19 protein-coding genes, 1 tRNA gene and 1 pseudogene are annotated in these 22993 nt (G+C 75.2%); 9 read left to right on the top strand and 12 right to left on the bottom strand.

The window, feature by feature from the left end:
* Window positions 1–120 precede the first annotated feature (120 nt).
* Both FBY24_RS16035 and FBY24_RS16030 read left to right on the top strand, forming a co-directional pair.
* Window positions 121–684: a Dps family protein gene (locus tag FBY24_RS16035; protein WP_142162107.1), complete on the top strand. Its 564-nt coding sequence runs from the start codon at window positions 121–123 to the stop codon at window positions 682–684.
* On the top strand, window positions 681–1832 hold the full coding sequence (locus tag FBY24_RS16030) for an App1 family protein (RefSeq protein ID WP_142162105.1): 1152 nt from the start codon (window positions 681–683) through the stop codon (window positions 1830–1832). The genes FBY24_RS16035 and FBY24_RS16030 overlap by 4 nt, the downstream gene beginning before the upstream one ends.
* 51 nt (window positions 1833–1883) lie before the next feature.
* Here FBY24_RS16030 and FBY24_RS16025 read toward each other — a convergent pair whose 3' ends face one another.
* Window positions 1884–2096: a hypothetical protein gene (locus FBY24_RS16025; protein WP_142162102.1), complete on the bottom strand. Its 213-nt coding sequence runs from the start codon at window positions 2094–2096 to the stop codon at window positions 1884–1886.
* A gap of 273 nt (window positions 2097–2369) precedes the next feature.
* Here FBY24_RS16025 and FBY24_RS16020 point away from each other — a divergent pair, with 273 nt between their 5' ends.
* The 3 genes from FBY24_RS16020 to FBY24_RS16010 all read left to right on the top strand — a co-directional run bounded on the left by FBY24_RS16020 (window position 2370) and on the right by FBY24_RS16010 (window position 7256).
* Window positions 2370–5144: a cellulose-binding domain-containing protein gene (locus FBY24_RS16020; protein WP_142162101.1), complete on the top strand. Its 2775-nt coding sequence runs from the start codon at window positions 2370–2372 to the stop codon at window positions 5142–5144.
* A 187-nt stretch (window positions 5145–5331) separates the two neighbouring features.
* Window positions 5332–6831: a malate dehydrogenase (quinone) gene (gene mqo / locus FBY24_RS16015; RefSeq protein WP_255432444.1), complete on the top strand. Its 1500-nt coding sequence runs from the start codon at window positions 5332–5334 to the stop codon at window positions 6829–6831.
* A gap of 5 nt (window positions 6832–6836) precedes the next feature.
* Window positions 6837–7256, top strand: a complete 420-nt coding sequence (locus FBY24_RS16010; RefSeq protein ID WP_255432443.1) for a hypothetical protein — start codon at window positions 6837–6839, stop codon at window positions 7254–7256.
* A 59-nt stretch (window positions 7257–7315) separates the two neighbouring features.
* On the opposite strand, the gene FBY24_RS16005 is transcribed toward FBY24_RS16010, so the two are convergent.
* Both FBY24_RS16005 and FBY24_RS16000 read right to left on the bottom strand, forming a co-directional pair.
* Window positions 7316–7906 carry a methylated-DNA--[protein]-cysteine S-methyltransferase gene (locus FBY24_RS16005; RefSeq protein ID WP_142162099.1) on the bottom strand — a complete coding sequence of 197 codons (591 nt, stop codon included), beginning with the start codon at window positions 7904–7906 and terminating at the stop codon, window positions 7316–7318.
* On the bottom strand, window positions 7899–8432 hold the full coding sequence (locus tag FBY24_RS16000; RefSeq protein WP_142162097.1) for an RNA polymerase sigma factor: 534 nt from the start codon (window positions 8430–8432) through the stop codon (window positions 7899–7901). The genes FBY24_RS16005 and FBY24_RS16000 overlap by 8 nt, the downstream gene beginning before the upstream one ends.
* Window positions 8433–8683: 251 nt before the next feature.
* Between FBY24_RS16000 and FBY24_RS15995 the strand changes: the two genes are divergently transcribed.
* Together FBY24_RS15995 and FBY24_RS15990 are read left to right on the top strand one after the other, a co-directional pair.
* The gene (locus tag FBY24_RS15995) at window positions 8684–9580 is read left to right on the top strand and encodes a universal stress protein (RefSeq protein ID WP_160158525.1); all 897 of its coding nucleotides are present in this window, start codon (window positions 8684–8686) and stop codon (window positions 9578–9580) included.
* Window positions 9581–9818: 238 nt separating this feature from the next.
* Window positions 9819–10670: a metal-dependent hydrolase gene (locus FBY24_RS15990; protein ID WP_140458910.1), complete on the top strand. Its 852-nt coding sequence runs from the start codon at window positions 9819–9821 to the stop codon at window positions 10668–10670.
* A 280-nt stretch (window positions 10671–10950) separates the two neighbouring features.
* On the opposite strand, the gene FBY24_RS15985 is transcribed toward FBY24_RS15990, so the two are convergent.
* The 3 genes from FBY24_RS15985 to FBY24_RS19705 form a co-directional block, all read right to left on the bottom strand.
* Window positions 10951–11844 carry a hypothetical protein gene (locus FBY24_RS15985; RefSeq protein ID WP_142162093.1) on the bottom strand — a complete coding sequence of 298 codons (894 nt, stop codon included), beginning with the start codon at window positions 11842–11844 and terminating at the stop codon, window positions 10951–10953.
* Between the two features lie 234 nt (window positions 11845–12078).
* The gene (locus tag FBY24_RS15980; protein ID WP_142162091.1) at window positions 12079–13482 is read right to left on the bottom strand and encodes a UTP--glucose-1-phosphate uridylyltransferase; all 1404 of its coding nucleotides are present in this window, start codon (window positions 13480–13482) and stop codon (window positions 12079–12081) included.
* 82 nt (window positions 13483–13564) lie between these two features.
* Entirely contained in the window at window positions 13565–14632 is a 1068-nt protein-coding gene (locus FBY24_RS19705; RefSeq protein ID WP_160158524.1) for a hypothetical protein, read from the bottom strand.
* Window positions 14633–14912: 280 nt separating this feature from the next.
* Here FBY24_RS19705 and FBY24_RS15970 point away from each other — a divergent pair, with 280 nt between their 5' ends.
* A complete protein-coding gene (locus FBY24_RS15970) occupies window positions 14913–16064 on the top strand; it encodes a site-specific integrase (RefSeq protein ID WP_142162089.1) in 1152 nt (383 codons plus the stop codon).
* A 53-nt stretch (window positions 16065–16117) separates the two neighbouring features.
* Here the strand turns inward: FBY24_RS15970 and FBY24_RS15965 are convergent, their stop codons facing one another.
* From FBY24_RS15965 to FBY24_RS19580, 3 genes and pseudogenes are all read right to left on the bottom strand, one after another.
* A complete protein-coding gene (locus FBY24_RS15965) occupies window positions 16118–17572 on the bottom strand; it encodes a Tat pathway signal sequence domain protein (RefSeq protein ID WP_255432442.1) in 1455 nt (484 codons plus the stop codon).
* Between the two features lie 562 nt (window positions 17573–18134).
* A complete protein-coding gene (locus FBY24_RS15960; protein ID WP_370511003.1) occupies window positions 18135–19520 on the bottom strand; it encodes an aminotransferase class I/II-fold pyridoxal phosphate-dependent enzyme in 1386 nt (461 codons plus the stop codon).
* A gap of 114 nt (window positions 19521–19634) precedes the next feature.
* Window positions 19635–19724: pseudogene (locus FBY24_RS19580) on the bottom strand (helix-turn-helix domain-containing protein); the annotation flags it as partial.
* A 221-nt stretch (window positions 19725–19945) separates the two neighbouring features.
* On the opposite strand from FBY24_RS19580, the gene FBY24_RS19185 reads away from it, so the two are divergent.
* Complete coding sequence (locus tag FBY24_RS19185; protein WP_186343264.1) at window positions 19946–20272, top strand: hypothetical protein; 327 nt, start codon at window positions 19946–19948, stop codon at window positions 20270–20272.
* Here FBY24_RS19185 and FBY24_RS15945 read toward each other — a convergent pair.
* From FBY24_RS15945 to der, 3 genes are all read right to left on the bottom strand, one after another.
* Window positions 20264–20337: transfer RNA gene (locus tag FBY24_RS15945), tRNA-Pro, on the bottom strand. The genes FBY24_RS19185 and FBY24_RS15945 overlap by 9 nt on opposite strands.
* Before the next feature lie 28 nt (window positions 20338–20365).
* Window positions 20366–21451: a hypothetical protein gene (locus FBY24_RS15940; RefSeq protein WP_255432441.1), complete on the bottom strand. Its 1086-nt coding sequence runs from the start codon at window positions 21449–21451 to the stop codon at window positions 20366–20368.
* Window positions 21448–22983: a ribosome biogenesis GTPase Der gene (gene der, locus FBY24_RS15935; protein WP_255432440.1), complete on the bottom strand. Its 1536-nt coding sequence runs from the start codon at window positions 22981–22983 to the stop codon at window positions 21448–21450. The genes FBY24_RS15940 and der overlap by 4 nt, the downstream gene beginning before the upstream one ends.
* Window positions 22984–22993: the final 10 nt, after the last annotated feature.

Genomic DNA, 22993 nt, shown 5'->3' with positions numbered 1-22993 from the left:
GGTCCACCGGTGCCCGTCATCGGACCCGGCGACCGGCTCCGATGGCGGGCACCGGCGACCTTTGGCAGCGTGGTCACGTCCCACCCACGACGGCCCCCGGGCCCGAAGGAGACTGACCCCATGGCGCGCGACCTGCCCCGTTACACGGTCCCCTCGCTGACCCCTGAGGACGGCGCCGAGCTCGCGGCGATCCTGCAGGGCCGCCTGCACGCCCTCAACGACCTCGCCCTGACGCTCAAGCACATCCACTGGAACGTCGTCGGCCCCCACTTCATCGCCGTGCACGAGATGATCGACCCGCAGGTCGACGCCGTGCGGGCCATGGTCGACGCGATCGCCGAGCGCATCGCAACCCTCGGCGTCGCACCCCAGGGCACCCCGGGCGCCCTGGTCAAGGCCCGCACCTGGGACGACTACTCGATCGGCCGCGCGTCGACCACGGCGCACCTGGGCGCCCTCGACGAGGTGTACGTCGGCGTCATCACCGACCACCGCAAGGCCGCCGAGGCCGCCGAGGCCCTCGACGACGTGACGAACGACCTGCTCATCGGGCACCTGCACGACCTGGAGCTGTTCCACTGGTTCGTGCGCGCCCACCTGGAGTCCGCCGGCGGCGAGCTCTCGACCGCCGGCGCCAGCACCGAGCGCGACGCCGCAGCGGCCGCGGACCGCGCCGACGCGTGAGCACCTCTCCCCCGCCCGGCCCCGTCGGCACGTCCGACGGGGCCGGGCTGCGCACCGGGCGCGTCCAGCCCCGGCTGGACGTCCCCCCGCCCCGCCTGCACGTCGCCGCCCGCCTCGAGGACCGCTTCGACACGGCACTGGCGGCTCTGCTGCGGCGCCGCGGCTGGACCCTGCGGATCGTCGGCTACACCGGGTACGGCACCGGCGGACGCGTGCGGGTCCTGGCCCGGACGCTCCTGGCGGCACCGACCGTCGGGCAGGACGACCTGCCGGGCCAGGACGACACGTCCCGCGAGCAGCCCGCCGTCCGGGGCTTCCGCTCGTTCTTCACCGCGTCGGTCGCCGGCGCGCAGGTCCTCGCGCACGTCGGCGGGCGGGTGCACACCCTGACGACCGACCGGGGCGGGTACCTCGACGCGCTCGTCGAGGCGGACCTGCCCCCGGGGTGGCACGAGATCACCCTCACGTCGATCGACGGGGCCCGAGCGACCGCACCCGTGCTGGTCGTCGGCCCGGACCCGGTCGACGGCATCGTCTCCGACATCGACGACACCGTGATGGTCACCCGACTGCCCCGCCCGCTCGTCGCGGCGTGGAACGTCTTCGTCCGCCACGAGAACGCCCGCGAACCCGTACCCGGCATGGCGGGCCTGTACCGGGCGCTGGGCGGCGACGACCCCGCCCGCCCGGTCGTGTACCTGTCGACAGGGGCGTGGAACGCCGCACCGGCGATCGCCCGGTTCCTGCGCCGGCACGACCTGCCGGTGGGCCCGCTGCTGCTGACGGACTGGGGGCCGACGAACACCGGCTGGTTCCGGTCCGGCCCGGCGCACAAGGTCACCCAGCTGCGCCGCCTGTTCGCCGACCTGCCGCAGGTGCGGTGGACGCTCGTCGGCGACGACGGGCAGCACGACCCGGTCATCTACGCCGGTGCCGTCGAGCACCACCCGGAGCACGTGCGCGCCGTCCTCGTGCGCCGCCTGACACCGGGCGAGCACGTGCTGTCCCACGGCGCGCCGGCGCGACCGGCCGGGACCGGTGAGGCCGAGGGCGACGCCGCCCGTGGCGGGGTGCCGGTCCTCGACGGCGCGGACGGCGTCGAGCTGGAGCGCGCGGCACGCGCGCACGGCCTGCTCACCGGGGGCTGAGCGGCGCACCGGTCCCCGGTGAGCAGGCCGCCCGGGGACCGGTGCCGCACGTCACAGACGCTGGGGGTCATCCCAGTCCTCGCCGGACGCGATGGCCTCGTCGTCGGGCACGAGCTCGGCCGCGCGCAGGGACCGGGGCGCGCGGGCGGGGTCGCCGCCGGAGCGTGCGTCGGCGGCGTGCAGCTCCGCCTCGAGCAGGGGTGCGTCGGCGAGGTGCTCGGCCGAGGGGTCGGACGTGAGGTCGGTGTCGCGGTTCCTGCTCATGACCCGTTTGTACCGTGCGCGGACCGTGGTCCGCACCTGCTCGCGGTGCCGGGCCGGTGACGACGTCGTGGCGGTCCGGTGCCGGGCCCGGGCCCGGGCTCCGTGCGTCCCGGGGGGCGGCCGTGCCGGCACGGCTAAACGCTTCGGTCCCTGCCCGGTCGTCGAAGCGCATCGATAGCGTGACGGCCGCGGTGGCGGGGCCGCGCTCGCGGGCTCCCCGCCCCTCCCGGGACGGCCCCGGGGGCTCGGGCCGCGTGGTGAAGGAGTGCAACGATGCGCGTCCCTCCTCTTCTGGGCCCGTGGGCGGCGGCCGGTGTCGCGGCCGCGCTGGTCGCCGGTGGTGTGGCTGCGGGTGTGGCCGACGCGGCCCCGGCCGCTGCGGCGTCGACGTACGACTGGGGCAACGTCGAGATCGTCGGGGGCGGCTTCGTCCCGGGGATCGTGTACAGCCGGGCCGAGCAGGGCCTGGTGTACGCCCGCACGGACATCGGTGGTGCGTACCGGCTGGACCCGGCGACGCGCCGGTGGGTGCCGCTGCTGGACCACGTCGGGTGGGACGACTGGAGCCACTCGGGGGTGCTGTCGATCGCACCCGACCCGGTCGACCCGGACCGGGTGTACGCGGCCGTGGGCACGTACACGAACTCGTGGGACCCGCAGAACGGTGCGGTGCTGCGCTCGGACGACCGGGGCGAGACGTGGCAGCGGACGATGCTGCCGTTCAAGGTGGGCGGGAACATGCCCGGCCGTGGGATGGGTGAGCGCCTGCAGGTCGACCCGAACGACCCCCGCGTGCTGTACCTGGGCGCGGAGGACGGCAACGGCCTGTGGCGCTCGACGGACCGGGGTGTGACGTGGGCGAAGGTCACGAGCTTCCCGAACCCCGGGGACTACGTGGCGGACCCGACGTCGAGCAACGAGTACCTGACGGTGCCGCAGGGTGTGGTGTGGGTGACGTTCGACCCCACGAGCGGCACCGCGGGCTCCCCGACGCGGGAGATCTACGTGGGGGTGGCCGACAAGGAGGAGAGCATCTACCGGTCCACCGACGCGGGGGCGACGTGGCAGGCGGTCCCGGGGCAGCCGACCGGTTTCGTGCCGCACAAGGGCGTCCTCGACGAGGTCGGCGGGCAGCTGTACGTCGCGACGAGCGACACCGGCGGCCCGTACGACGGCGGGAAGGGCGACGTGTGGCGCCTGGACACCGCGACGGGGACGTGGACGTCGGTCTCCCCCGTGCCGTCGTCGAGCGCGGACGCGTACTTCGGGTACTCGGGCCTGACGGTCGACCGGCAGGACCCGGACACGGTCATGGTGACGACGCAGATGTCGTGGTGGCCGGACGTGCAGATCTTCCGGTCCTCGGACCGGGGGGCCACGTGGTCGCGGATCTGGGACTGGGCGGGCTACCCGAACAGGGACCTGCGCTACGACCTGGACTACTCCGGCGCGCCGTGGCTGACGTTCGGCAAGACGTCGGCGCCGCCGGCCGAGCCGCTGGTGAAGCTGGGGTGGATGGTCGAGTCGTTCGAGATCGACCCGTTCGACTCCGACGGCTTCCTCTACGGCACGGGTGCCACGGTCTACGGGAGCGACAACCTGACCGCGTGGGACACCGGGGGGACCGTCGACATCGAGGTCCGCGCGCAGGGAATCGAGGAGACCGCGGTGCTGGACCTGGCCGCGCCGCCCGGGGCGGTCGAGCTGGTCTCGGGTCTGGGGGACGTCGGCGGGTTCGTGCACACCGACATCTCGACGGTCCCGTCGCAGATGTTCACCCAGCCGTACCACGGGTCGGTCACGGGGGTGGACTTCGCCGAGGCGAAGCCCGCGACGATGGTGCGGGTCGGGCAGGCCGTCGACGGCACGGTGGAGTCCCACATCGGGGTGTCGACGTCGTCGGGGTCGAGCTGGTGGGCCGGGCAGCAGCCGTCGGGGGTGACCGGCGGCGGGACCGTCGCGATGGCTGCGGACGGGTCGACGATCGTGTGGAGCCCGGCCGGCACGGGCGTGCACCGCTCGACGACGCTCGGCTCGTCGTGGACGGCGTCGACGGGTGTCCCGGCCGGAGCCCGGGTGGAGGCCGACCGGGTGGACCCGAAGGTCTTCTACGCGTACGCCGGCGGGACGTTCTACCGCTCCACGGACGGCGGGGCGTCGTTCACCGCGTCGGCGACGACCGTGCTGCCCGCCGAGGGCAACGTGCGGTTCGGGGCGGTGCCCGGCAAGGCGGGTCACGTGTGGCTGGCCGGTGCGGACGGCATGTACCGCTCCACGGACGGCGGCGTGACGTTCACCGCGGTCCCCGGTTTCACCGACGGCGGGGCGGTCGGGTTCGGCAAGGCGGCACCGGGCGCGTCGTACCCGGCGATCTACTCCACGTCCCAGTACCAGGGCGTGCGGGGCTTCTTCCGGTCGGTCGACGGCGGCGCGACGTGGGTCCGGATCAACGACGACGAGCACCAGTACGCGTGGACGGGGTCGGTCATCACCGGTGACCCGGACGTGTTCGGGCGGGTGTACGTCGGCACGAACGGTCGCGGCGTGGTGGTGGGCGAGGACGGCGGGTCCGTCCCGACGGTCACCCCGACCCCGACGCCCACCCCGACGCCGACGGTGACGCCCACGCCCACTCCGACGCCCACGCCCACCGTGAGCCCGACGCCGACGGCGACCCCCACGGTGAGCCCGACGCCCACCGTCACGCCGACGCCCAGCCCGACGGCCACCGGTGCGTGCCGGGTGACCTACACGGCCAGCAGCTGGAACACCGGGTTCACCGGTGGCGTGCGGATCACGAACACGTCGGCCGCGACCCTGCAGGGCTGGACCCTGCGGTTCGCGTTCGGCAGCGGCCAGCAGGTCACGCAGGGCTGGTCGGCGCAGTGGTCGCAGTCCGGCACCCAGGTGACGGCGACCAACGCGGCGTGGAACGGCGCCCTGGCCCCCGGCGCGAGCGTCGACATCGGCTTCAACGGGTCGCACACGGGCACGAACGTCAACCCGACGGCGTTCACGCTGAACGGGTCGACGTGCACGACCGGATGACGCGGCCGTGCGGCCCGCGCCGCTGACTCCCGGCGCGGGCCGCCTGCCCGGACGACGCCCGGACGGTCTCACGGACCGGCCGGGCGTCGTCCGTCCCGGGGCGAACCCGCTGGTCAGCGACGAGGAGACGAAGATCACACCCGAGGGGTGACGAAGATCTCTTGACGTCGACATAACATCGCGACGCGTGGAACCACGGACGACCGACCGCAGCGCCGCAGACGTCGACATCCTCCTCGTCGGGGGCGGGGTGATGAGCGCGACCCTCGCCTCACTCCTCACCACCCTCGAGCCCGGCTGGACCATCGAGGTCCACGAACGACTCGACGCTCCCGCCCTCGAGAGCTCCAACCCCTGGAACAACGCCGGCACCGGCCACGCCGCGCTGTGCGAGCTCAACTACACCCCGCAACGCCCCGACGGCACCGTCGACATCACCAAGGCCGTCGCCATCAACGAGCAGTTCGAGATCTCCCGCGAGCTCTGGGACCACCTCGCCACCCACGGTCGCCTGCCCGGCGCCGGGCAGTTCTGCACCCCCACCCCCCACATGACGTTCGTCCGCGGCGCCGCCGACGTCGCCTACCTGCAGGCCCGGCACGCCGCCCTCGCCGCCCACCCCCTGTTCGCGGACCTCGAGCTCACCACCGACCCCGCGACCATCGCCGAGTGGGCACCGCTGCTCATGGCCGGCCGCGACGACGACGAGCCCGTCGCCGCGACCCGCGCCACCACCGGCACCGACGTCGACTTCGGCGCCCTCACCCGCGCCATGCTCGCCGACGCCACCACCCGCGGCGTCGCCGTCCACACCTCGTCGGAGGTCACCCGCCTGCGCCGCACCCGCGACGGCCGCTGGCGCGTCACCGTGCGCGACCGCCGCTGGAACGGCACCGGCCGACGCACCGTCACCGCCCGCTTCGTGTTCGTCGGCGCCGGCGGCGGCGCCCTCCACCTGCTGCAGCGCTCGCGGATCAAGGAGATCCGCGGCTACGCCGGCTTCCCGATCTCCGGGCAGTTCCTGCGCACCACGGACCCCGACCTCGTGCGCGCCCACCGCGCCAAGGTCTACGGCAAGGCCGCGATCGGCGCCCCGCCGATGTCCGTGCCGCACCTGGACTCCCGCACCGTCGACGGCGGCGACGCGATCATGTTCGGCCCCTACGCCGGCTGGAGCATGAAGTTCCTCAAGGCCGGCTCCTGGACCGACCTGCTGCGGTCGATCCGCCCCGGCAACCTCGTGCCGATGCTCGCCGTCGGGCTGCGCAACCTCGACCTGCTCACGTACCTGGTCCGCGAGGTCACCGCCACCAGCGCAGCGCGCCTGCGCGCCCTGCGCGCGTACATGCCCACCGCGGACCTGCGGCACTGGGAGCTCGTCACCGCCGGGCAGCGTGTCCAGGTCATCAAGCGCGGGCCCGGCGGCGGCGTCCTGGAGTTCGGCACCGAGCTCGTCACGTCCGCCGACGGCACCATCGCCGGCCTGCTCGGCGCCTCCCCCGGCGCGTCTACCGCCGCCGCGACCATGCTCGACCTGCTCGAGCGGTGCTTCCCCGACCGCGCGCAGGCCTGGCGGCCCGTGCTGCACGAGATGATGCCCAGCCTCGGGGCGTCCTGGGACGCCGACCTCGACCGCCTCGTCGCGCAGGACCGCCTCGACGACCACGCCCCCACCGGCGGACACTGACCCCCGTGAACGCCCCCGCCCCCGTCGCCGCACCGTCCGACCGGCCCGCCGGCACCCCGCCCGCGGACCGCTCACCCACCGACGGCGCCCCCGGGGGCGGGGACGCGCTCCCCGTCCCGGTCAGCGCACCCATGCGGCACGCGAAGGTCCGGGCGTTCACCGAGCACACCACCGTCGGCCAGGTCCGCAGCACCGCCGACGGCGACGTCACGATCGCCTGCGCGTGCGGCATGACCCTGACCAACGGGCCCGGCTGGTCCCTCGACGAGCACATCCGCCTGCACCGCGCCGAGGCACGGTTCCTCGCACTCGCGGCCGTGGCACCGGCAGGGATCCCGCGCCTGGTGGAGTGGCCCCTGCCCGCGGTCCCTCCGTCGGACGCCGGTCGTGACGCGGGGTCGACGGACGGACCCGGGATGCGCTGAGGACGGGCGCCGCGTCCGCACCTGGTGCCCGGTGACCCGGGTCAGCCCCGCTGGGTCTCTCAGCCCCGCTGGGCCTCCAGGTCGAGCAGGACGCGCTTGGCGCTCGTGCCGCCGGCGTACTGCCCGGTGGTGCCGTCGGACCGCACGACGCGGTGGCAGGGCAGCAGAAGCGGCACCGGGTTGCGGGCGCACGCCGTCCCGACCGCCCGCACGGCCCGGGGTCTGCCGGTCGCCGCGGCGACCTGCGCGTACGTCGCGGTCCGCCCGTAGGGGACGTCGGGCAGCGCGGCGACCACGTCCCGGCGGAACCCGGTGGCCAGGCGCAGGTCCACCGGCACGTCGAACCGGTGCCGGGTGCCGGCGAAGTACTCGTCGAGCTCGCGCAGCACCGGGTCGAGACGGGCACCGCCCTCCAGCACCCGGGGGCTCACGCGGCGCGCGACGTCGCCCAGGACGGCCTCGTGGTCCTGCACCTCGAACGCGACACGCAGCACCCCGCGCTCCCCGCCGACCACGAGCAGCGCCCCGACCGGGGAGTCCACCACCCGGTAGGTCACGTCGAGCAGCCCTCGGGCCGCCGCCCGCTCGACCAGCCTCCCGTGCAGAGCCGCCAGCTCGCGGCCGTCCTCGTCCCGCTCGTCCTCAGCCACCGCCCACCTCCGTGCGCTCCTGGTCAGTCCCCGCTCCGCCGAGCGTGCGACGCAGCGCGGCGACCCCGTCGGCCCCGGCCCGACGCACCGCCACCGCGGACCCGCCCACCACCTGCGCCACGTCCGCGTAGGGCATCCCCCCGACGTGGTGCAGCACCACGACCCGGCGCTGCCGGTCCGACAGGCCGGCCAGCGCGGCCCACAGGTCCAGGTCGCGGTCCCCCGGCAGCTCGACCGCCCCCGACGCGTGCCCCCGCGCCGCGAGGTGCACGTCACCGTCGAGCAGGTCCGTGGGCACGGCGTGACGGCCCCGGCGGCGCAGCTCGTCGAGGGCCTTGCGGCGCGCGATCGTCACCAGCCACGCCTCGACGTTCGCGTCCTCGGGCAGCGCGGGCCACGCGACCAGCGCCGACAGGAACGTCTCGGACCACGCGTCCTGCGCCCCGTCGTCACGCAGCACCGACCGGCACACGGCCAGCACCGTGCGCCCGTGCGCGCGCACCGCCCCCTCGAAGGGATCCCGCACCCCGCACCACCTCCCGTCCCTGCACGCCACCGCACCCACCGGGGACCAGCATGCCCACCCGCTCCCGACGTCCACCGGACCACCGGCCCGCCCCGGGCGGGCCCGACACCCACACCCACCCGACGCCCGGGCCCGCCCCGACGTGAGGTCCCCCGCCGCACGGACCTCGGTCCCTTGCCCTCGGCCCGCGTGCGGCGCACCGTGAAGAGGAGGACGCCCACCGACGAGCGCCCGCCGTGGAGGTGGTCACCGTGCGTACCGACGGACCCGTGGTCGTCGCGCTCTCCCGCGAGCCCGGCAGCGAGCACGTCCTGGCATGGGGGCTGTCCGAGGCCACCCGCCTCGCCGCACCCGTCGACCTCGTCGAGGTCGTCCCCGAGCCGCGCGACACGACCCTGTGGGCGTGGACCCTCACCCTGCCCGACGTCGTCGACGACACCGACACCCGAGCCCACCTCGCCGACGTCCTCACCCGCGAGCAGGCCCGCCACCCCGACCTGACGATCACCGCGCACACCCCCCACGGCAACCCCGCCGCCGCGCTGCGCGACCTGTCCGCCGACGCCCGCCTCCTCGTCGTCGGCGCCGGCCACCGCCCCCACCGCACCGGACGCGTCGCCGCGCACGTCGCCGCCCACGCCCGCTGCCCCGTCGCCGTCGTCCGACCCACCACCACCCGCACCCCCGACGGGCACCCCGCCCCCGTGGTCGTCGGCGTCGACGGCTCCCGCGCCGCCCGCCACGCCGCCACCACCGCAGCCGCCGCAGCGGTCGCCCGCGACGCCGTCCTGCGCGTCGTCCACGCCCGCCCCACCGTCCAGGCCCCCTACGGCCTGGCATACCTGCCGCCGGCGTCCGAGGACGACCCCACCCGCACCGCCGCCCGCGCCCTCGTCGACGACCTCGTCGCCTACCACCCCGACCTGCGCACCGACCTGCACGTCGTCGACGACGACCCCGCGCACGCCCTCGTCCAGCTCGCCTCCGACGCCCAGCTCCTCGTCGTCGGGTCCCGCGGCCTGGGCGCGTTCCCCGGCATGCTCCTCGGCTCCGTCAGCCACGAGGCCGTCCGCCACGCCCCCTGCACCGTCCTCGTCGTCCACGGCACCCCCGACGACCACGTCCCCGACGAGCCCCTCCTGCGCTGACCCCGCACCCCACCCGGCCCCCCGACGGACCGCCCTGTCCCCCGACATGCCCCCGACACGCCCCGTGCAGGACACACCGGGCATTTGACGCACCCGCCCCCGACCGCTGAGGTAGGCGCCGACCAGCCCGCTGACCTGCACAGGAGGCCCCCGTGCGCCGCGCGCGCCGCGCCCACGCCCGACCCGCGTCCCCGCACACCCCCGCCCCCATCGCCGGCGCCCGCGAGGTGGTCGCACCATGATGGGCGCGCACCACGCCGCCAGCGGCGCCGCCGCCTGGGTCGCCGTCGCCTCCACCGCGCCCTACACCCTCGGCTGGTACCCCGTCTCCCCGCTCGGCGTCGTCGCCGGCGCCCTCGTCTGCGCCGGCGCCGCCCTCGCCCCCGACGCCGACCACCACGACGCCACCATCGCCCACTCCCTGCCCCCGGTCTCCGAGGTCGTCTGCGACGCCATCGGCGTCCTCGCCGGCGGCCACCGCAACGGCACCCACTCGATCCTCGGCATCGCCGCCTTCACCGTCCTCGCCTGGGCCGCCGGACAGGTCACCCTCGACACCCCCTGGTTCGGCGACCTCGCCATCGGCGCCGGCCTGATCTCCGTGCTCCTCGTCGCCTTCGCCGCCCGCGCACTCGGCCTGTCCGGCGACAGCCGCCTCGGCGCCTGGACCCTCGCCGTCGCGCTCGCGGGCTTCATCACGATCACCGCTCCCACGGAGTGGACGTGGCTGCCCGTCGCCGTGGGCCTGGGTGCCGCCGTCCACGTGGTCGGCGACATGCTCACCACCGGCGGCGTCCCGCTGCTGTGGCCCTGGGAGCCGCGCCCGCCGCGCTGGTGGTCGCGCCGTCCCGTGCTGAAGCTCGTGTGGCGCTCCGGCGGCAACTTCGCGCTGCCCGTCCTGGGCAACGCCGGCTCGACCCGCGAGTGGATCATGGTCGTGCCCGTCGGCCTCTACGCCACCTACGGGGTGGGGGTCGCCATCGCCGTCGGGGTGCTCACGTCGCTCGGCCTGGACGCCGACGCCGTCCTCCTGCGCTTCGTCGAGGTCGCCTCGACCGTGGTCGGCACGGTCCACACCGGCGGCGTCTGACCCGGTCGGCGGGTCGCGTGCCCGTACTCGGCGCACCAAGGGCGCGCCTCAGGCGCCTGCGGCGGGACCGTCCGTGGTGGCACCCGTGCCGGGGCCTTCGCCGCGCACGGAGGCCCACCGCACGCCGGGCACCCGGAACCCGCCCCCGAAGGTCCGGCAGAGGCGACGACCTCGACCTCCCACGACCCGGCGACGACACGCCTGGCGACCCTCCCGGCGGCATCGACTGACGTCGACGAGACGTGCAGGCACCACGTCACCGAGGCGCCCGGACGGCCCGTCACGGCTCTCCAGGTCGGTCGACGTCGGCGTCGGTCGGCAGGGACGTCGGCGGCGAGGGACGACGGGCGTCATCCAGGTCGCGGCCCAGGGCTCGCACGTCGCGGGACTGCACGCCTCCCACGCCGGGCACCGTCGTCCCCAGGACGCCTACGACGGTCGTGAACGAGTGCCGCAGGCCTCGCGCGCTGATCGGCAGCCCGGCGGGTGCCAGCGCACCCGTGCGACGGTCGTGCCCCGGGTGCACCCTGAGCCAGCACGCCAGCGGGTCGCTGCCCTCCAGCGTCCGCACCACCTGCGTGCGCACCTCCAGCCACCGCTCGACCACGTGCCGCGACACGTCCGGCAGCTCGTGGCGCACGCCCGCGACGCGGACCACGCCGGCCGCCAGGTCCAGGTCCTTGACCCGCACCCCCGTCAGCTGCGCGTCTGTCGCACCTGTGGCCGCGAGCACGTGGACGTGGGCGGTGAACCGCGACCAGATCTGGTGGTGCACCGCGTACGGCGCCGCGCCCGTCGTCACCGCCAGCAGCCGCCGCGCCCGCCGCACGTGCACCTCCACCGGCACGGGCGCCGGCAGCGGCACCCGTTGCTCCCCCGCGTCCGCCGGCAGCAGCGCGCGCTCTCGGGCGTAGGCCTCGAGCGCGCGGGCGGTGGCGGCACGCGCGCGACGCCCGGGAAGGGACGTGCCCTGCTCGTCGTGGTGGGCGAGCCAGTCGGCCACGTTCTGCGGTGCGAGCGCCTCGGCCAGCGTGGGGCGGTGCAGGCTTCGGCCGCGGGTGTAGGCGATGAGGTCCGCGGCCGCCCACCGGCGCTGGCGCACGGTCGAGGCCGCCGCGTCGAGCGACGAGAGGAACTGCTCGACGACCACGTCGGCCGGCCTGCTGGGGTGCACGTGCGGATGTCTACCAGAGCGCACCCGCACGCGTGACCGGTCAGGGCTCTCGGCGTGGCCGCGTTCGTCGTTCCTCCGGGCTGCGCGGAGCGCCGCAGTCCTCTGCTTCTCGATCTCGGTGCGAGCGGATGCGCCTAGTTTCTGTTATTAGGATCCCTCGGACGCCCTAGCAATGCCGGCGGGGCGGCCCCGGGCCACCGGAACCGCCCCACAGCACAGCACCCGCCAGACCACTCAGACCGCGTCGGCCCCTCCGACACCTGCCGGACCGACCGTCGCACCCGCCGGCACCTGCCCCGGGGCTCCCTCGGCAGCCAGCACACCGTCGCCGACCACCCGGACGCCCGCGCCGAACGACCAGTCCCCCCGCACGCGCAACGACGACGCCTCCACCAACGACGGCACCTGCCCCAACCGCGCGTCGAACGCCGCCACCGTCGCGTAGAACTCCGGGTCCAGATCCACCAACGGTGCACCCACCCGTGCCACCAGCCGGTGGTCCGCATCCGTCTCGTACACGTCCGACCGCAGCACCAGCAGGTCGTTCGTCGTCTTCACCGGCAAGAACCGCGACCGGTCCACCTCCAGCACCGCAGCGCCGTCGAACACCTCGATCGCCGCTCCCATCGCCGACTCGATCTGCACCACCCGCGGCGACGTCTTGTCCGTCGGGTCCACCGTCTTCTCGTTCCGGATCAGCGGCAGGTCCAGCACCCCACCCGTCCGCTCCAGCTCCGCCGCCAGCGCCCGCAGGTCCAGCCACAGGTTGTTCGTGTTGAAGAACCGGTGCCGCCCGATGTCCCCCGCCGCAGCCGCGTCCTCCGCCGGCGTCTGCGCGGACTCACGCAGCACCAGCCGCCCGTCCGCACGCCGCACCACCAGATGACCACCCTTGCGGTCCGCCGGCGTCCGCCGCGCCACCTCCGCCGCGAACGGCGCACCCGACGCCGCGAACCACCCCGCGATCCGCGCGTCCGGCGTCGCCCCCAGGTTGTCCGAGTTCGACACCGCCGCGTAGCGGAACCCCGCCGCCAGCAACGCGTCCAACGCCCCCGACGCCTGCAACGCCGTGTACAGGTCCCCGTGACCCGGCGGGCACCACTCCAACGACGGGTCCGCCGCCCACTCCACCGGGCTCAGGTCCTCCACCCGCAGCTTCGGCTCGCGGTTCTGCACGAAGTCCAGCGGCACACCCTCCACCGCCAGCTCCGGGTACGCCGCCAGCGCGGCCAACGAGTCCTCCCGCGTCCGGAACGAGTTCATCAGCACCAGCGGCAGCCGCGCCCCCGTCGCCTCCCGCGCCGCCAGCACCTGCGCCGCGATCAGGTCCAGGAACGTCCGCTCCCCCCGCACCGGCAGCAACGACTTCGCACGATCCATCCCCATCGAGGTCCCCAGGCCCCCGTTGAGCTTGACCACCGCCGTCACCGCCAACGCCTGCGCACCCGCGGCCGCATCGACCTCCAGGTCACCCAGGGACGGCACGTCGACCAGCGGATCGACCTCCTGCTCCGGGATCATCCCGGTCCGCCCGGACTCCAGGAGCCCGTAGAAGCGGGTGAACACGTCCACCGCCGTGGCAGGCACGCCGGCGTCGCGCATCTTGAGCTGGGCACGGGCAAGTCCGTCTGCACTCATGCCCTCGACTCTAGGAGCACACCCCACCACCCGGCCCGGTGACCCGTGTCACACGATACGTATGCGCTGGTCACGACACCCATCACGGCGCGTCGCCCCCACCCGGCACCCGCAGCTGCGCCTCGTACACCGCCCGCAGCTCCGCCACCCGCTCCACCGTCGACCGCTCCGCAGCCGCCACCGCCAGCTCCGCCGCCACCCGCTGCTCCTCCAGCCGCGCCTCCAGCACAGCCACCCGCGACCGCGCCACCTCCCCCTCCCGCTCCAGCACCGCCACCCGCTCCTCCCGCGCCACCACCAACGCCCCCAGCTCCTCCCGCCGCGCCGCCCCCTCCGCCACCAGCGCCTCCGACCGCACCAACGCCCCCCGCACCTCCTGCACCTCTCCCCGCAGCACCTCCACCGCCCGCTCCCCCGCGACCACCGACGCCTCCGCCCGCTCCCGACGCCCCACCTCGTCCCGCAGCTCCTCCCGCAGCGCCGCCACCGACCCCTCCGCCGACGCGACCGCCCGCTCCAGCACCCGCACCCGCTCCAGCGCGCGATCCAGATCCGTCTCCACCCGCGCCAGCTGCGCCCCCTCCTCCTCCAGCCGCCCCGCCAGGTCCCGCACCTGCGCAAACGCCCCGTCACGCTCCTGACCCACCACCACCTCGCGCTCGCGGGCCTCCTCGAGCTGGCGGGTGGCCTCGTCGGCCAGCGCCCGGGCCGACGCCGCCTCCGCGATCGACTCGTCGGCGGCGGCCTCGGCCTCCTCACGCAGGCGTTCCGCCTCGGCCGCGGCGGCCTCGGCCCGCCGGCGCCGGGTGTCGGCCTCCGCGGCGTTGGCCCGCGCCTCCGCAGCACGCCGCTCGGCGGAGGCGGTGACGCTGGCCATCTCGAGCTCGACGGCCTCGACGTCGCCGAGCGTGCGCAGGTCAGCCACCACCGCGGCGGTGAGGGTGGTGAGCTCGCCGACGGCCGCCTCGACGCGCTCGACGAGCGTGCCCGCGCGGACGCGTGCCGAGGAGACGGGTGCGGAGTCCGTGACGTCCGTCGTGTCGTCCCTGCGCTCGACGGCCTCGCGGCGCGCACGGAACGCCGAGGCGCGGGTGTGCCCCGCGTCGTCGCAGTAGGCGGGCGGGCGTCCGCGGCCGTCCCCCGGCGCCACGGGCCGGTCGCACCCGGGGTACCGGCACGTCCGTGCACCCTCCACGGGCGCGTCTTCCGCAAGCGACCTGTCGTTACGTTCCGTCATTCCGTTACCGTATCGCCAGTGACCACAAAAAGCCCGTGGCGAGAGCGGTCCGCGCGGCAAGTCGTGACGCGGACAGTGACATATGGCGCGTCCGCGCAGATGAAACGGTGTTTTCCACTTGTCACGCTCTCAACTGGGTGCCAGAATGGGACCCTGCCGGGACCTGCCGGCGGTGCCTCTGGAGGACGAAACGTTGCCCCGGTCAGACCTGCCCGTGCGCGAGTACACGACGAGCTCCGGAGCCACCCGGTACCGCGCGACCGTGGACGCGGGGGTGCACCCCGACACCGGTCGACGGCGCCAGGTCACCCGGGTGTTCGCCACCCGCCGCGAGGCCCGGTCGTGGGTCGCGGCCACCCGCACCGATGTCGCCCGCGGCGCCTACCTGGCCCGCAGCACCGACACCCTCGACGCCCTCTGCCAGCGCTGGCTCGACGGTCGTCGCGACGTGCGGGAGGTCACCGTCCAGGGCTACCGCTACGCGCTCGTCCCAGCGCGCCGCCGGCTCGGCGAACGCCGCGTCCAGGATCTCACCGTGGCCGACCTCGACGCCCTCGCGGAGTGGATGCGCCGCGAGGGCGGCCGCGGTGGGCGGGCCCTGTCCCCCCGCTCGGTCGCAGCGACGCTCGGCGCGGTCTCGCAGGTGCTCGACCTGGCGATGCGTGAGGAGCTCGTCGCGCGCAACGTCGCGCGCATGGTCAAGCGCCCGCGGCAGGTGCGCCGCGACGCCGCCCGCTGGGACGCGGCCCAGGCCGCCGCGTTCCGCGCCCACGTGCTGCCCGACCGGCTCGCCGCCGCGTGGTTGCTCAGCCTGGCGGGCCTGCGCCGGTCGGAGGTGCTGGGCCTGCGCTGGGAGGACGTCGACCTCGACGCCGGCACCGTCCGGGTCGAGCGCGGCCGCGTGTCGGTGACGGCCACGACGGATGCGGTCGACGATCCCAAGTCCGAGCAGTCCCGGCGCGTCATCCCCGTGGGCCTCGTCCCCGGGGTCGTGCCCGCGCTGAGGACGCTGCGCACCCGGCAGGCGGCCGAGCGCCTGGCCCGCGGCACCGGCTACCGCAGCGCCGGCTACGTCGTGGTCGACGAGCGCGGACGCGCCCCGCGGCCCGAGTGGTACTCCGACCGGTTCGCCGCCCTCTGCCGCGAGGCCGACGTCCCCGTCATCCACCTGCACGCGACCCGCCACACCGCGGCCGACACCCTCCTCGCCGCCGGCGTGCCGGCCGTCGACGTCGCGGCCTGGCTCGGCCACACGACCGAGGTGCTGCACGACCGCTACGGCCGCTCCACCCCGGGCGGCATCCGCGCGGTCGGCGAGGCCCTGGCCCGCGCGTACGGCGGCTGACACGACGGTGGGCGCGACCCGTGACGGCCGCGCCCACCACGGTCACGCCGTGCTCAGTCCAGGCCGCCCCACCGCATCGGGTTGGTGGCCGTCGAGGCGAACACGAACCACGACGTCGCGCCGACGTGCTGCACCTGGAAGTACCCGAAGCCGAACCCGGAGTCCAGCAGGCTCGACGCCGCCACGACCCCGCCGTCGACCTCGACACCACCGAGGTGCTGCCCGCCGCCCAGGACGTCCTGCGCGTGCTGCACCTGCGTGAGGAGGCCGCGTGCCCGTGACCGGTCCTGCCGACCGCCCCGGTCGGCCAGGGCGGTGGCCAGCTGCCCCGTCCCCTCGAGCCAGACGCCCTGCGGGTGCACGGTGATCCCGTTGTACTGCGCCGTCGACGTCAGGCTCGCGGTGCTGAACGTCACCCCGGACACCTGCTCGCCGGCAGGCATCTGCGACGTGGGCGCGCCAGCGACGTCGGTCACCGCCAGGCCCGTGCGCGCCCAGTCCAGCGCCCGCGAGAACCGGCGGTCGCGCATCGCCAGCCACGACCACGTCGCCGGGTCCAGCGGCACCGGGTCACGGTTGATCTCGACGCCGTCGTTCGTGCCCGTCCAGAACCAGCCCGACGCCGGCTCCCACATCCGCGCGACGAAGGCACGTGCGTGGGCCTCGGCACGCGACCAGGCGCGGTCACGGGTCACCGTGCGCAGCATCGAGAAGAACGCGACGCAGTCCACGTTGTGCTCCGTCGACCCGTTGGGCACGGGCTCGTCGGCGCCGTTGCGCCCGAACGAGAACCCGCCGAGCGGCTGCGTCGACCACGTGTTCGCCGTGATCCACTCCCCGATGCGCACGGCGGCGTCCTTGTAGCGACGGTCGCGTGTGCGCTTGTACAGCTGCAGCAGGGCGATCCCCGGCCACGCCATGTCACCGACCGCCGTGCCGAGGAACCCGAACTGCCAGCCGATGTTCGCGGTGCCGTCGGGCTGGACGAACCCGTGCGGCTGCGGGTTGCCGTCGTAGAAGGTGTACGGGCCGACGTTGTAGCCCTGGCGCAGGCGCCCGTCGTCGTGCACGGGGTCGTGCTCCTGGGCGTAGACGAGGCCGTCGCCGAGCACGCGGGCGGTCGCGAGCGTCGAGCGCCGGCCGTCGGCCAGCAGCGCGAGCACCGCCAGCGCCGTGTCGTAGACGAACGCGGTGCTGAACAGCCCCAGCTCGTCGGTGTAGCTCTGGGCCAGGCGCGGCCCGGTGTTGATCGTCGGGTACGCGTCCGTCGCCGCCTGGAGGAACGCCAGCGCCGCCCGCTCCGAGCGGGCCCCGCCGCCGTGGTGCGACCCACCCGCCGGCACCGGTCCGGGCAGGCGTGCGGGCGCTGCCGCGGCGGCAGCGCTCCCACCGGCTGCCGCCGCGGCGGTCGCACCGGTGATGGCCAGGAAGGTCCGGCGGGCCAGCGGGCGTGCCTCGTACCGTGGTGCGTGGTCGTCGTGCGGACGGGAGTTCGTGGCTGCGGTCATCGCAAGTCCCCTCGCTGCGTGGCTGGGCCGCGACGCTGCGACCCGCGCTCAGCGTAGGGACTCCCGCAGGGCGCCGGAAGGCCTCCCGACCCTCCCCCGCACGTCGTGCCGGGGAGCAGCATCGGCACGCCGGCCGGCGGGAGATTCTCGTTCGTCCCGGCGTGTTTGTGCCTCTCGGATTCTCGCCTAGGCGTCGTGGGCGCCATCCTGTGGCGCATGTTTCTGTTATCAGCGATGGTGCCAGACACGGCCCTCGAAGGACTCGCGAGGGCGACGAACGGCCCGACGACCCTCCACACGATCCGTGTCACGCGCCTGGATCTCCGCAGCGCCTGCGAGACGCCTGCTGCGCCAGGGGTCTCCCCCTCGATCTCCGGACGACGAGAGGCGGCCCGCTCCCCCGCCCGGGCCGGTGCCGGCGCGCCCTCCGAGCCATGGCCCCGTCCCGGGGCGCCTGCTTCTGTTATCAGAATCGCCTCCCCTGCCGACTTGTCTCGGCGACGGTCACCGCACGGCGATCCCGCCCTGCCCGGGACCGCGCCGTGCGCCCCGGTGCCGGGCGTCAGGCACCGGCGAGGCGGGAGAGCCCGGTACGCAGGTCGTCGGCCGTGGCGGTCAGGGAGATGCGCACCCACCCCTCCCCCTCCGCGCCGAACGCCGAGCCCGGGGCCACTGCGACGCCGTGCTCGGCGACGAGGCGCCGGGCCCACGCGTCGACGTCGCCACCCGTCCGGTCGGAGACGTCCGCCCACAGGTAGATCCCGCCGTCCGCGTGCAGGTACGGCACGCCGTGCGCGTCGAGCACCCCGGCGGCGAGGTCGCGGTGGGCCCGGTACGTGCGCGCCGCCGCCTCGACGTCATCCTGTGGACCGAGCAGGGCGGCGACGGCGCCGTGCTGGGCGGGGGTGTTGACGCAGGAGACGATCGCCTCCTGCACCGACGCCATCACCGGGAGCACCGCGTCCGGCACCACGAGCGCGCCGACGCGCAGCCCGGTCATGGCCCACGTCTTGGAGAACGTGTGCAGCGTGAGGACCCGCTCCTCGTCGAAGCGTGCGGCGGGGACGTGGGGCCGGTCGAAGGTGAACGCCTCGTAGCACTCGTCGGCCAGCACCCACAGGTCGTGACGTCGGGCGAGGTCGACGAGCTCGGCGGTCAGCGCCTCCGGCAGCACGGTGCCCAGCGGGTTCGACGGGGTGTTGAGCACGAGCACGCGCGTCCGGTCCGTCACGAGACGCTCGATCCGGTCGGGGTCGGGCAGGAACCCGTCGGCTGCACGCAGCGCGTACGGCACGGGCCGGCCCTGCACGAGGTGGGTCGCCATGACGAACGGCGGGTAGCCGGGGTCGGGCACGAGCACCTCGTCGCCCGCCGCCACGGTGAGGCTCAGCGCCAGGTGCAGGGCCTGCGACCCGCCGGCGGTCACCCACACGCGGCGGGTCGGCACGTCGAGCCCGAAGCGCTGCGCCAGACGTGCACCGAGAGCCTCGCGCAACGGGGTGATGCCGGCGTTGGCGCTGTACCGGGTGTCGTCGCGCGCGAGGGCGTCCGTGGCGGCCCGGAGCACGTGCGCCGGGGTGGGCAGGTCGGGCTCGCCGACGGACAGCACGATCGCGCCCGGCGTGGCCCAGGCCAGCTCGGTGACACGGCGGATCCCGGAGCCGGGGACGGTGGCGACGTGGGGCGCGAGGCGAGGCACGGCGCGCAGGGTAGTCCTCCCACGTGACGGGGGTGTTCCGCCCGCGAGCGCGGTGTCGACGGCGGCGGGTGCGGGGCCGCAGTTGTCGGACTCCACGGCCTCGCCTGGGCGCAGGCACAGGTCCTGGTCGCCGAGGACGAGCCGGAGGGTGCCGTGGAGGACGTAGGCCCGGTCGAACCCCTCGTAGGAGCGCAGCTCGTGCACGGTGTCGTCGCGGCTGCCTGGGAGGACGAGCTTGTAGGCCTGCACGCCGCCGGGGCGGCGGGTGAGCGGGATGATGACGGATCCGTCGGCGCAGGCCAGGGGCCCCAGGTCGATGCGAGGGTCGGCGGTCCGTGGGGCGTCGACGAGGGAGTCGAGCGTGACGCCGTGGTGGCGCGCGAGGGGCAGGAGCTGTTCGAGGGTGGGGCGTCGCAGGCCGGCCTCGAGCCGGGACAGGGTGCTGCTGGAGATGCCGGTGGCCGCCCGGGCTGGCCGCGATGGGCCTCGGGGCGGGCCTGGCCATGACCCCGTCGACCGAGGGGATCACGTCCTCGCTCCCCCCGTGAGCAGCAGGGGGTGGCGTCGCGATCAACGACCTCACCCGCGAGCTCGGCGCGGCCCTGGGCATCGCGCTCCTCGGCGGCCTCCTGGTCGCCGGCTACCAGGACGCGATCGCGGGCCGCCTCGACGGGGTGCCCGCCGACCTCGCCGCCGCGGCGGGCGAGGGGATCGCCCGTGCCGACGCCGTGAGCCGCACCGCGGGCGCCCACGCCGAGGTGATCCGCGCCGCCGCCCAGGACGCGTTCGTCGCCGCCTGGCAGGACGCCATGTGGGTGGGCGTCGCCGTCATGGCGGTCCTCGTCGTGGTCGTCCTCGTGCGCGGGCCGGAGATCACCCCGACCACGCCGACCGACGACGGGGCCGCTGACAGCACCGGCCCCGCAAGCCCCGGAGACGGACGAAGGGCCTCGCACCAGGAGAGTTCTCCGGTGCGAGGCCCTTCGCGACGGTCGGGCTGACAGGATTTGAACCTGCGACCCCTTGACCCCCAGTCAAGTGCGCTACCAAGCTGCGCCACAGCCCGTCGGCCCCCGTGAGGGCCGTCGAGAACTCTACCCCACCGGACGGGGGTGCTGGTCCGCGCGTCGCAGGGTCGCCAGCTCGGCGCTGACGACGCCGAGGACGACGAGGTCGACGACCAGGCCCCACGACGCGTCCCACTCGGAGAGGCGGAAGAGGAAGAACTGCGTCACCAGGACGCTGACGAGCACCGCGCGGCGGAACCAGCGGTACCCGGGGACGGCGTCGGTGCGGACGCGGAACAGGCCCACGACGGCAAGCGCGGTGCTGAACAGGCCGCCCAGGACGGCTCCGGCGGCCATGAGGCGCAGGTCCTGCGACCCGTCCCAGGCGCGGATGCCGCGGGCGACGGACAGCACGGACGAGCCGACGAGGACGCCCACGGCCAGCCACGGCACGAACCGGGCCTGCACGAGGCGGTGCAGGAGGTCGACGGTGGTGCGCGCGACGGCACCGACGGGGTCGGGCAGCTCGGCGTGGTCCTCCTCGACGGACCGCAGCAGGGCGGCCGTCTCGGCGGCCCCGGGGGCGTCGCCGGCGGCGGCGAGGTGGGCCTCGGCACGGTCACGGGTCGCGGGGCTGAAGCCACCTGCGACGCCGGCGACGGCCAGGTCGACCGCTGCGGCGAGGTGCTCGCGCGGGTCGCGCGGGCGGCGGCCGTGCACGGCCTCAGCGAGCAGCCCCAGGGCCACGATCGTGGCGTACACGATCGCGGCGGTCGGCTCGTAGAAGTAGTCGTTGTCGCTGGTGACGAACTTGCCGACCTCGTCGACGAACAGCCCGAAGCCGACGCCGCCGACGAGGGCGGCCAGGGGGCGCATCGCCGGCCCGACGAACAGCAGGAGCAGGCCGAACGCCACCGCCATGAGCAGGCCGCCCCACAGGACGTGGGCGACGTGCAGACCGCCGCCGCCGAGCTGGGGGTAGCCGGTCGCAGCCAGGAGAGCGCGGGTGACCAGGACCGTGAGGGCTGCGACGGCGAGGAACGTGCCCACGTGCTCGGTGCCGCGCGGGTCACGGGCCAGGCCCAGCCGCAGGCGGCCGTCGGTGGCGGCGCGGCGCACGTCGTGGTGCGTCATGCCGTCCCCCGACGACCGTCCCGCGGCCGGTGCGGTCATCGCCGGCGCTTCTCGCGCACCCGCACCGAGATGGTGATGGGCGTGCCCTCGAAGCCGAAGGTCTCGCGCAGACGACGCTCGATGTACCGGCGGTACCCCGGCTCGAGGAACCCGGTGGCGAAGATCACGAACCGCGGCGGGCGGGTCGAGGCCTGCGTGGCGAACAGGATGCGCGGCTGCTTGCCGCCGCGCAGGGGGTGCGGGTGCGCGGCGACGAGCTCGCCGAGGAACGCGTTCAGGCGCCCGGTGGGGATGCGGGTGTCCCAGGACTCCAGGGACCGCTCCAGGGCCGGCACGAGGCGGTCCGTGTGCCACCCGGTGCGCGCCGAGACGTTCACGCGCGGCGCCCACTGCACCTGCACGAGGTCCTGCTCGATCTCGCGCTCGAGGTACGGGCGGCGGTCGGCGTCCATCAGGTCCCACTTGTTGTACGCCACGACGAGCGCACGACCGGCGTCGATGACCTGCTGGATGATCCGGGTGTCCTGCTCGGTCATCGGCTGGGACGCGTCGACGAGGACGACCGCGACCTCGGCCTTCTCGATCGCGGCCTGCGTGCGCAGCGAGGCGTAGAAGTCCGCGCCGGACGTCTGGTGCACGCGGCGGCGGATGCCGGCGGTGTCGACGAACACCCAGGGCTTGCCGCCGAGCGCGACGAGCTCGTCGACGGGGTCGCGCGTGGTGCCCGCCGTGTCGTCGACGACGACGCGCTCGGAACCGACGACCTTGTTGAGCATCGACGACTTGCCCACGTTGGGGCGACCCACGAGCGCGACGCGCCGCGGCCCGTCCGGCAGGGCGACGCCGTGCGCGGACACCGTCGGCAGGGCGTGCATCGCGGCGTCGAGCATGTCGCCCGTTCCCCGCCCGTGCAGCGCCGAGATCGGGTGCGGCTCGCCCAGGCCCAGGCCCCACAGGGTCGCGGCGTCGGCCTCGACCGCGGGACCGTCGACCTTGTTGGCGACCAGGACGACGGGCTTGCCGGCGCGGCGCAGCAGGCGCACGACCTGCTCGTCGGTGTCGGTCGCGCCGACCGTCGCGTCGACGACGAACAGCACCGCGTCGGCCAGGGAGATCGCGACCTCGGCCTGCTGGGCGACGCGCGCGTCGATCCCGGCGACGTCGACCTCCCAGCCGCCGGTGTCGACGAGCGTGAAACGCCGCCCGGACCACTCGGCGGGGTAGCTCACCCGGTCGCGGGTGACGCCGGGGTTGTCCTCCACGACGGCCTCGCGGCGCCCGAGGATGCGGTTGACGAGGGTCGACTTGCCGACGTTCGGGCGGCCGACGACCGCGAGCACCGGCAGGGGCGCCGCCGGGCCCTCGGCGTCGACGTCGTCCCCGTCGTGGTCGAGGAGCGCGAGGTCGTCGTCGGCGAGGTCGTACTCCGCCAGCCCGGCGCGCAGCGCGCGCTCACGGGCCTCGTCGTCCACGTCGTCGCCCGCGAGGGTGACGTCCACCTCGGGCGCGTCCTCGTCGACGGTCAGCAGGTCGTCGGCGGGCGTCGGCTGGGCGGGGTCAGGCTGGTCCATGGGGCCATTC

The organism is Cellulomonas sp. SLBN-39, from assembly GCF_006715865.1.
Lineage (GTDB): Bacteria > Actinomycetota > Actinomycetes > Actinomycetales > Cellulomonadaceae > Cellulomonas.
This window is presented reverse-complemented; position numbering and strand designations above follow the sequence as displayed.

What these genes read in the sequence shown, in the direction of transcription:
- FBY24_RS16035 (WP_142162107.1), top strand. Translation starts at nt 121, where the DNA reads ATGGCGCGCGACCTGCCCCGTTACACGGTCCCCTCGCTGACCCCTGAG.
- FBY24_RS16025 (WP_142162102.1), bottom strand. Translation starts at nt 2,096, where the DNA reads ATGAGCAGGAACCGCGACACCGACCTCACGTCCGACCCCTCGGCCGAG.
- FBY24_RS16020 (WP_142162101.1), top strand. Translation starts at nt 2,370, where the DNA reads ATGCGCGTCCCTCCTCTTCTGGGCCCGTGGGCGGCGGCCGGTGTCGCG.
- FBY24_RS15990 (WP_140458910.1), top strand. Translation starts at nt 9,819, where the DNA reads ATGATGGGCGCGCACCACGCCGCCAGCGGCGCCGCCGCCTGGGTCGCC.
- FBY24_RS15980 (WP_142162091.1), bottom strand. Translation starts at nt 13,482, where the DNA reads ATGAGTGCAGACGGACTTGCCCGTGCCCAGCTCAAGATGCGCGACGCC.
- FBY24_RS15965 (WP_255432442.1), bottom strand. Translation starts at nt 17,572, where the DNA reads ATGACCGCAGCCACGAACTCCCGTCCGCACGACGACCACGCACCACGG.
- FBY24_RS15940 (WP_255432441.1), bottom strand. Translation starts at nt 21,451, where the DNA reads ATGACCGCACCGGCCGCGGGACGGTCGTCGGGGGACGGCATGACGCAC.
- der (WP_255432440.1), bottom strand. Translation starts at nt 22,983, where the DNA reads ATGGACCAGCCTGACCCCGCCCAGCCGACGCCCGCCGACGACCTGCTG.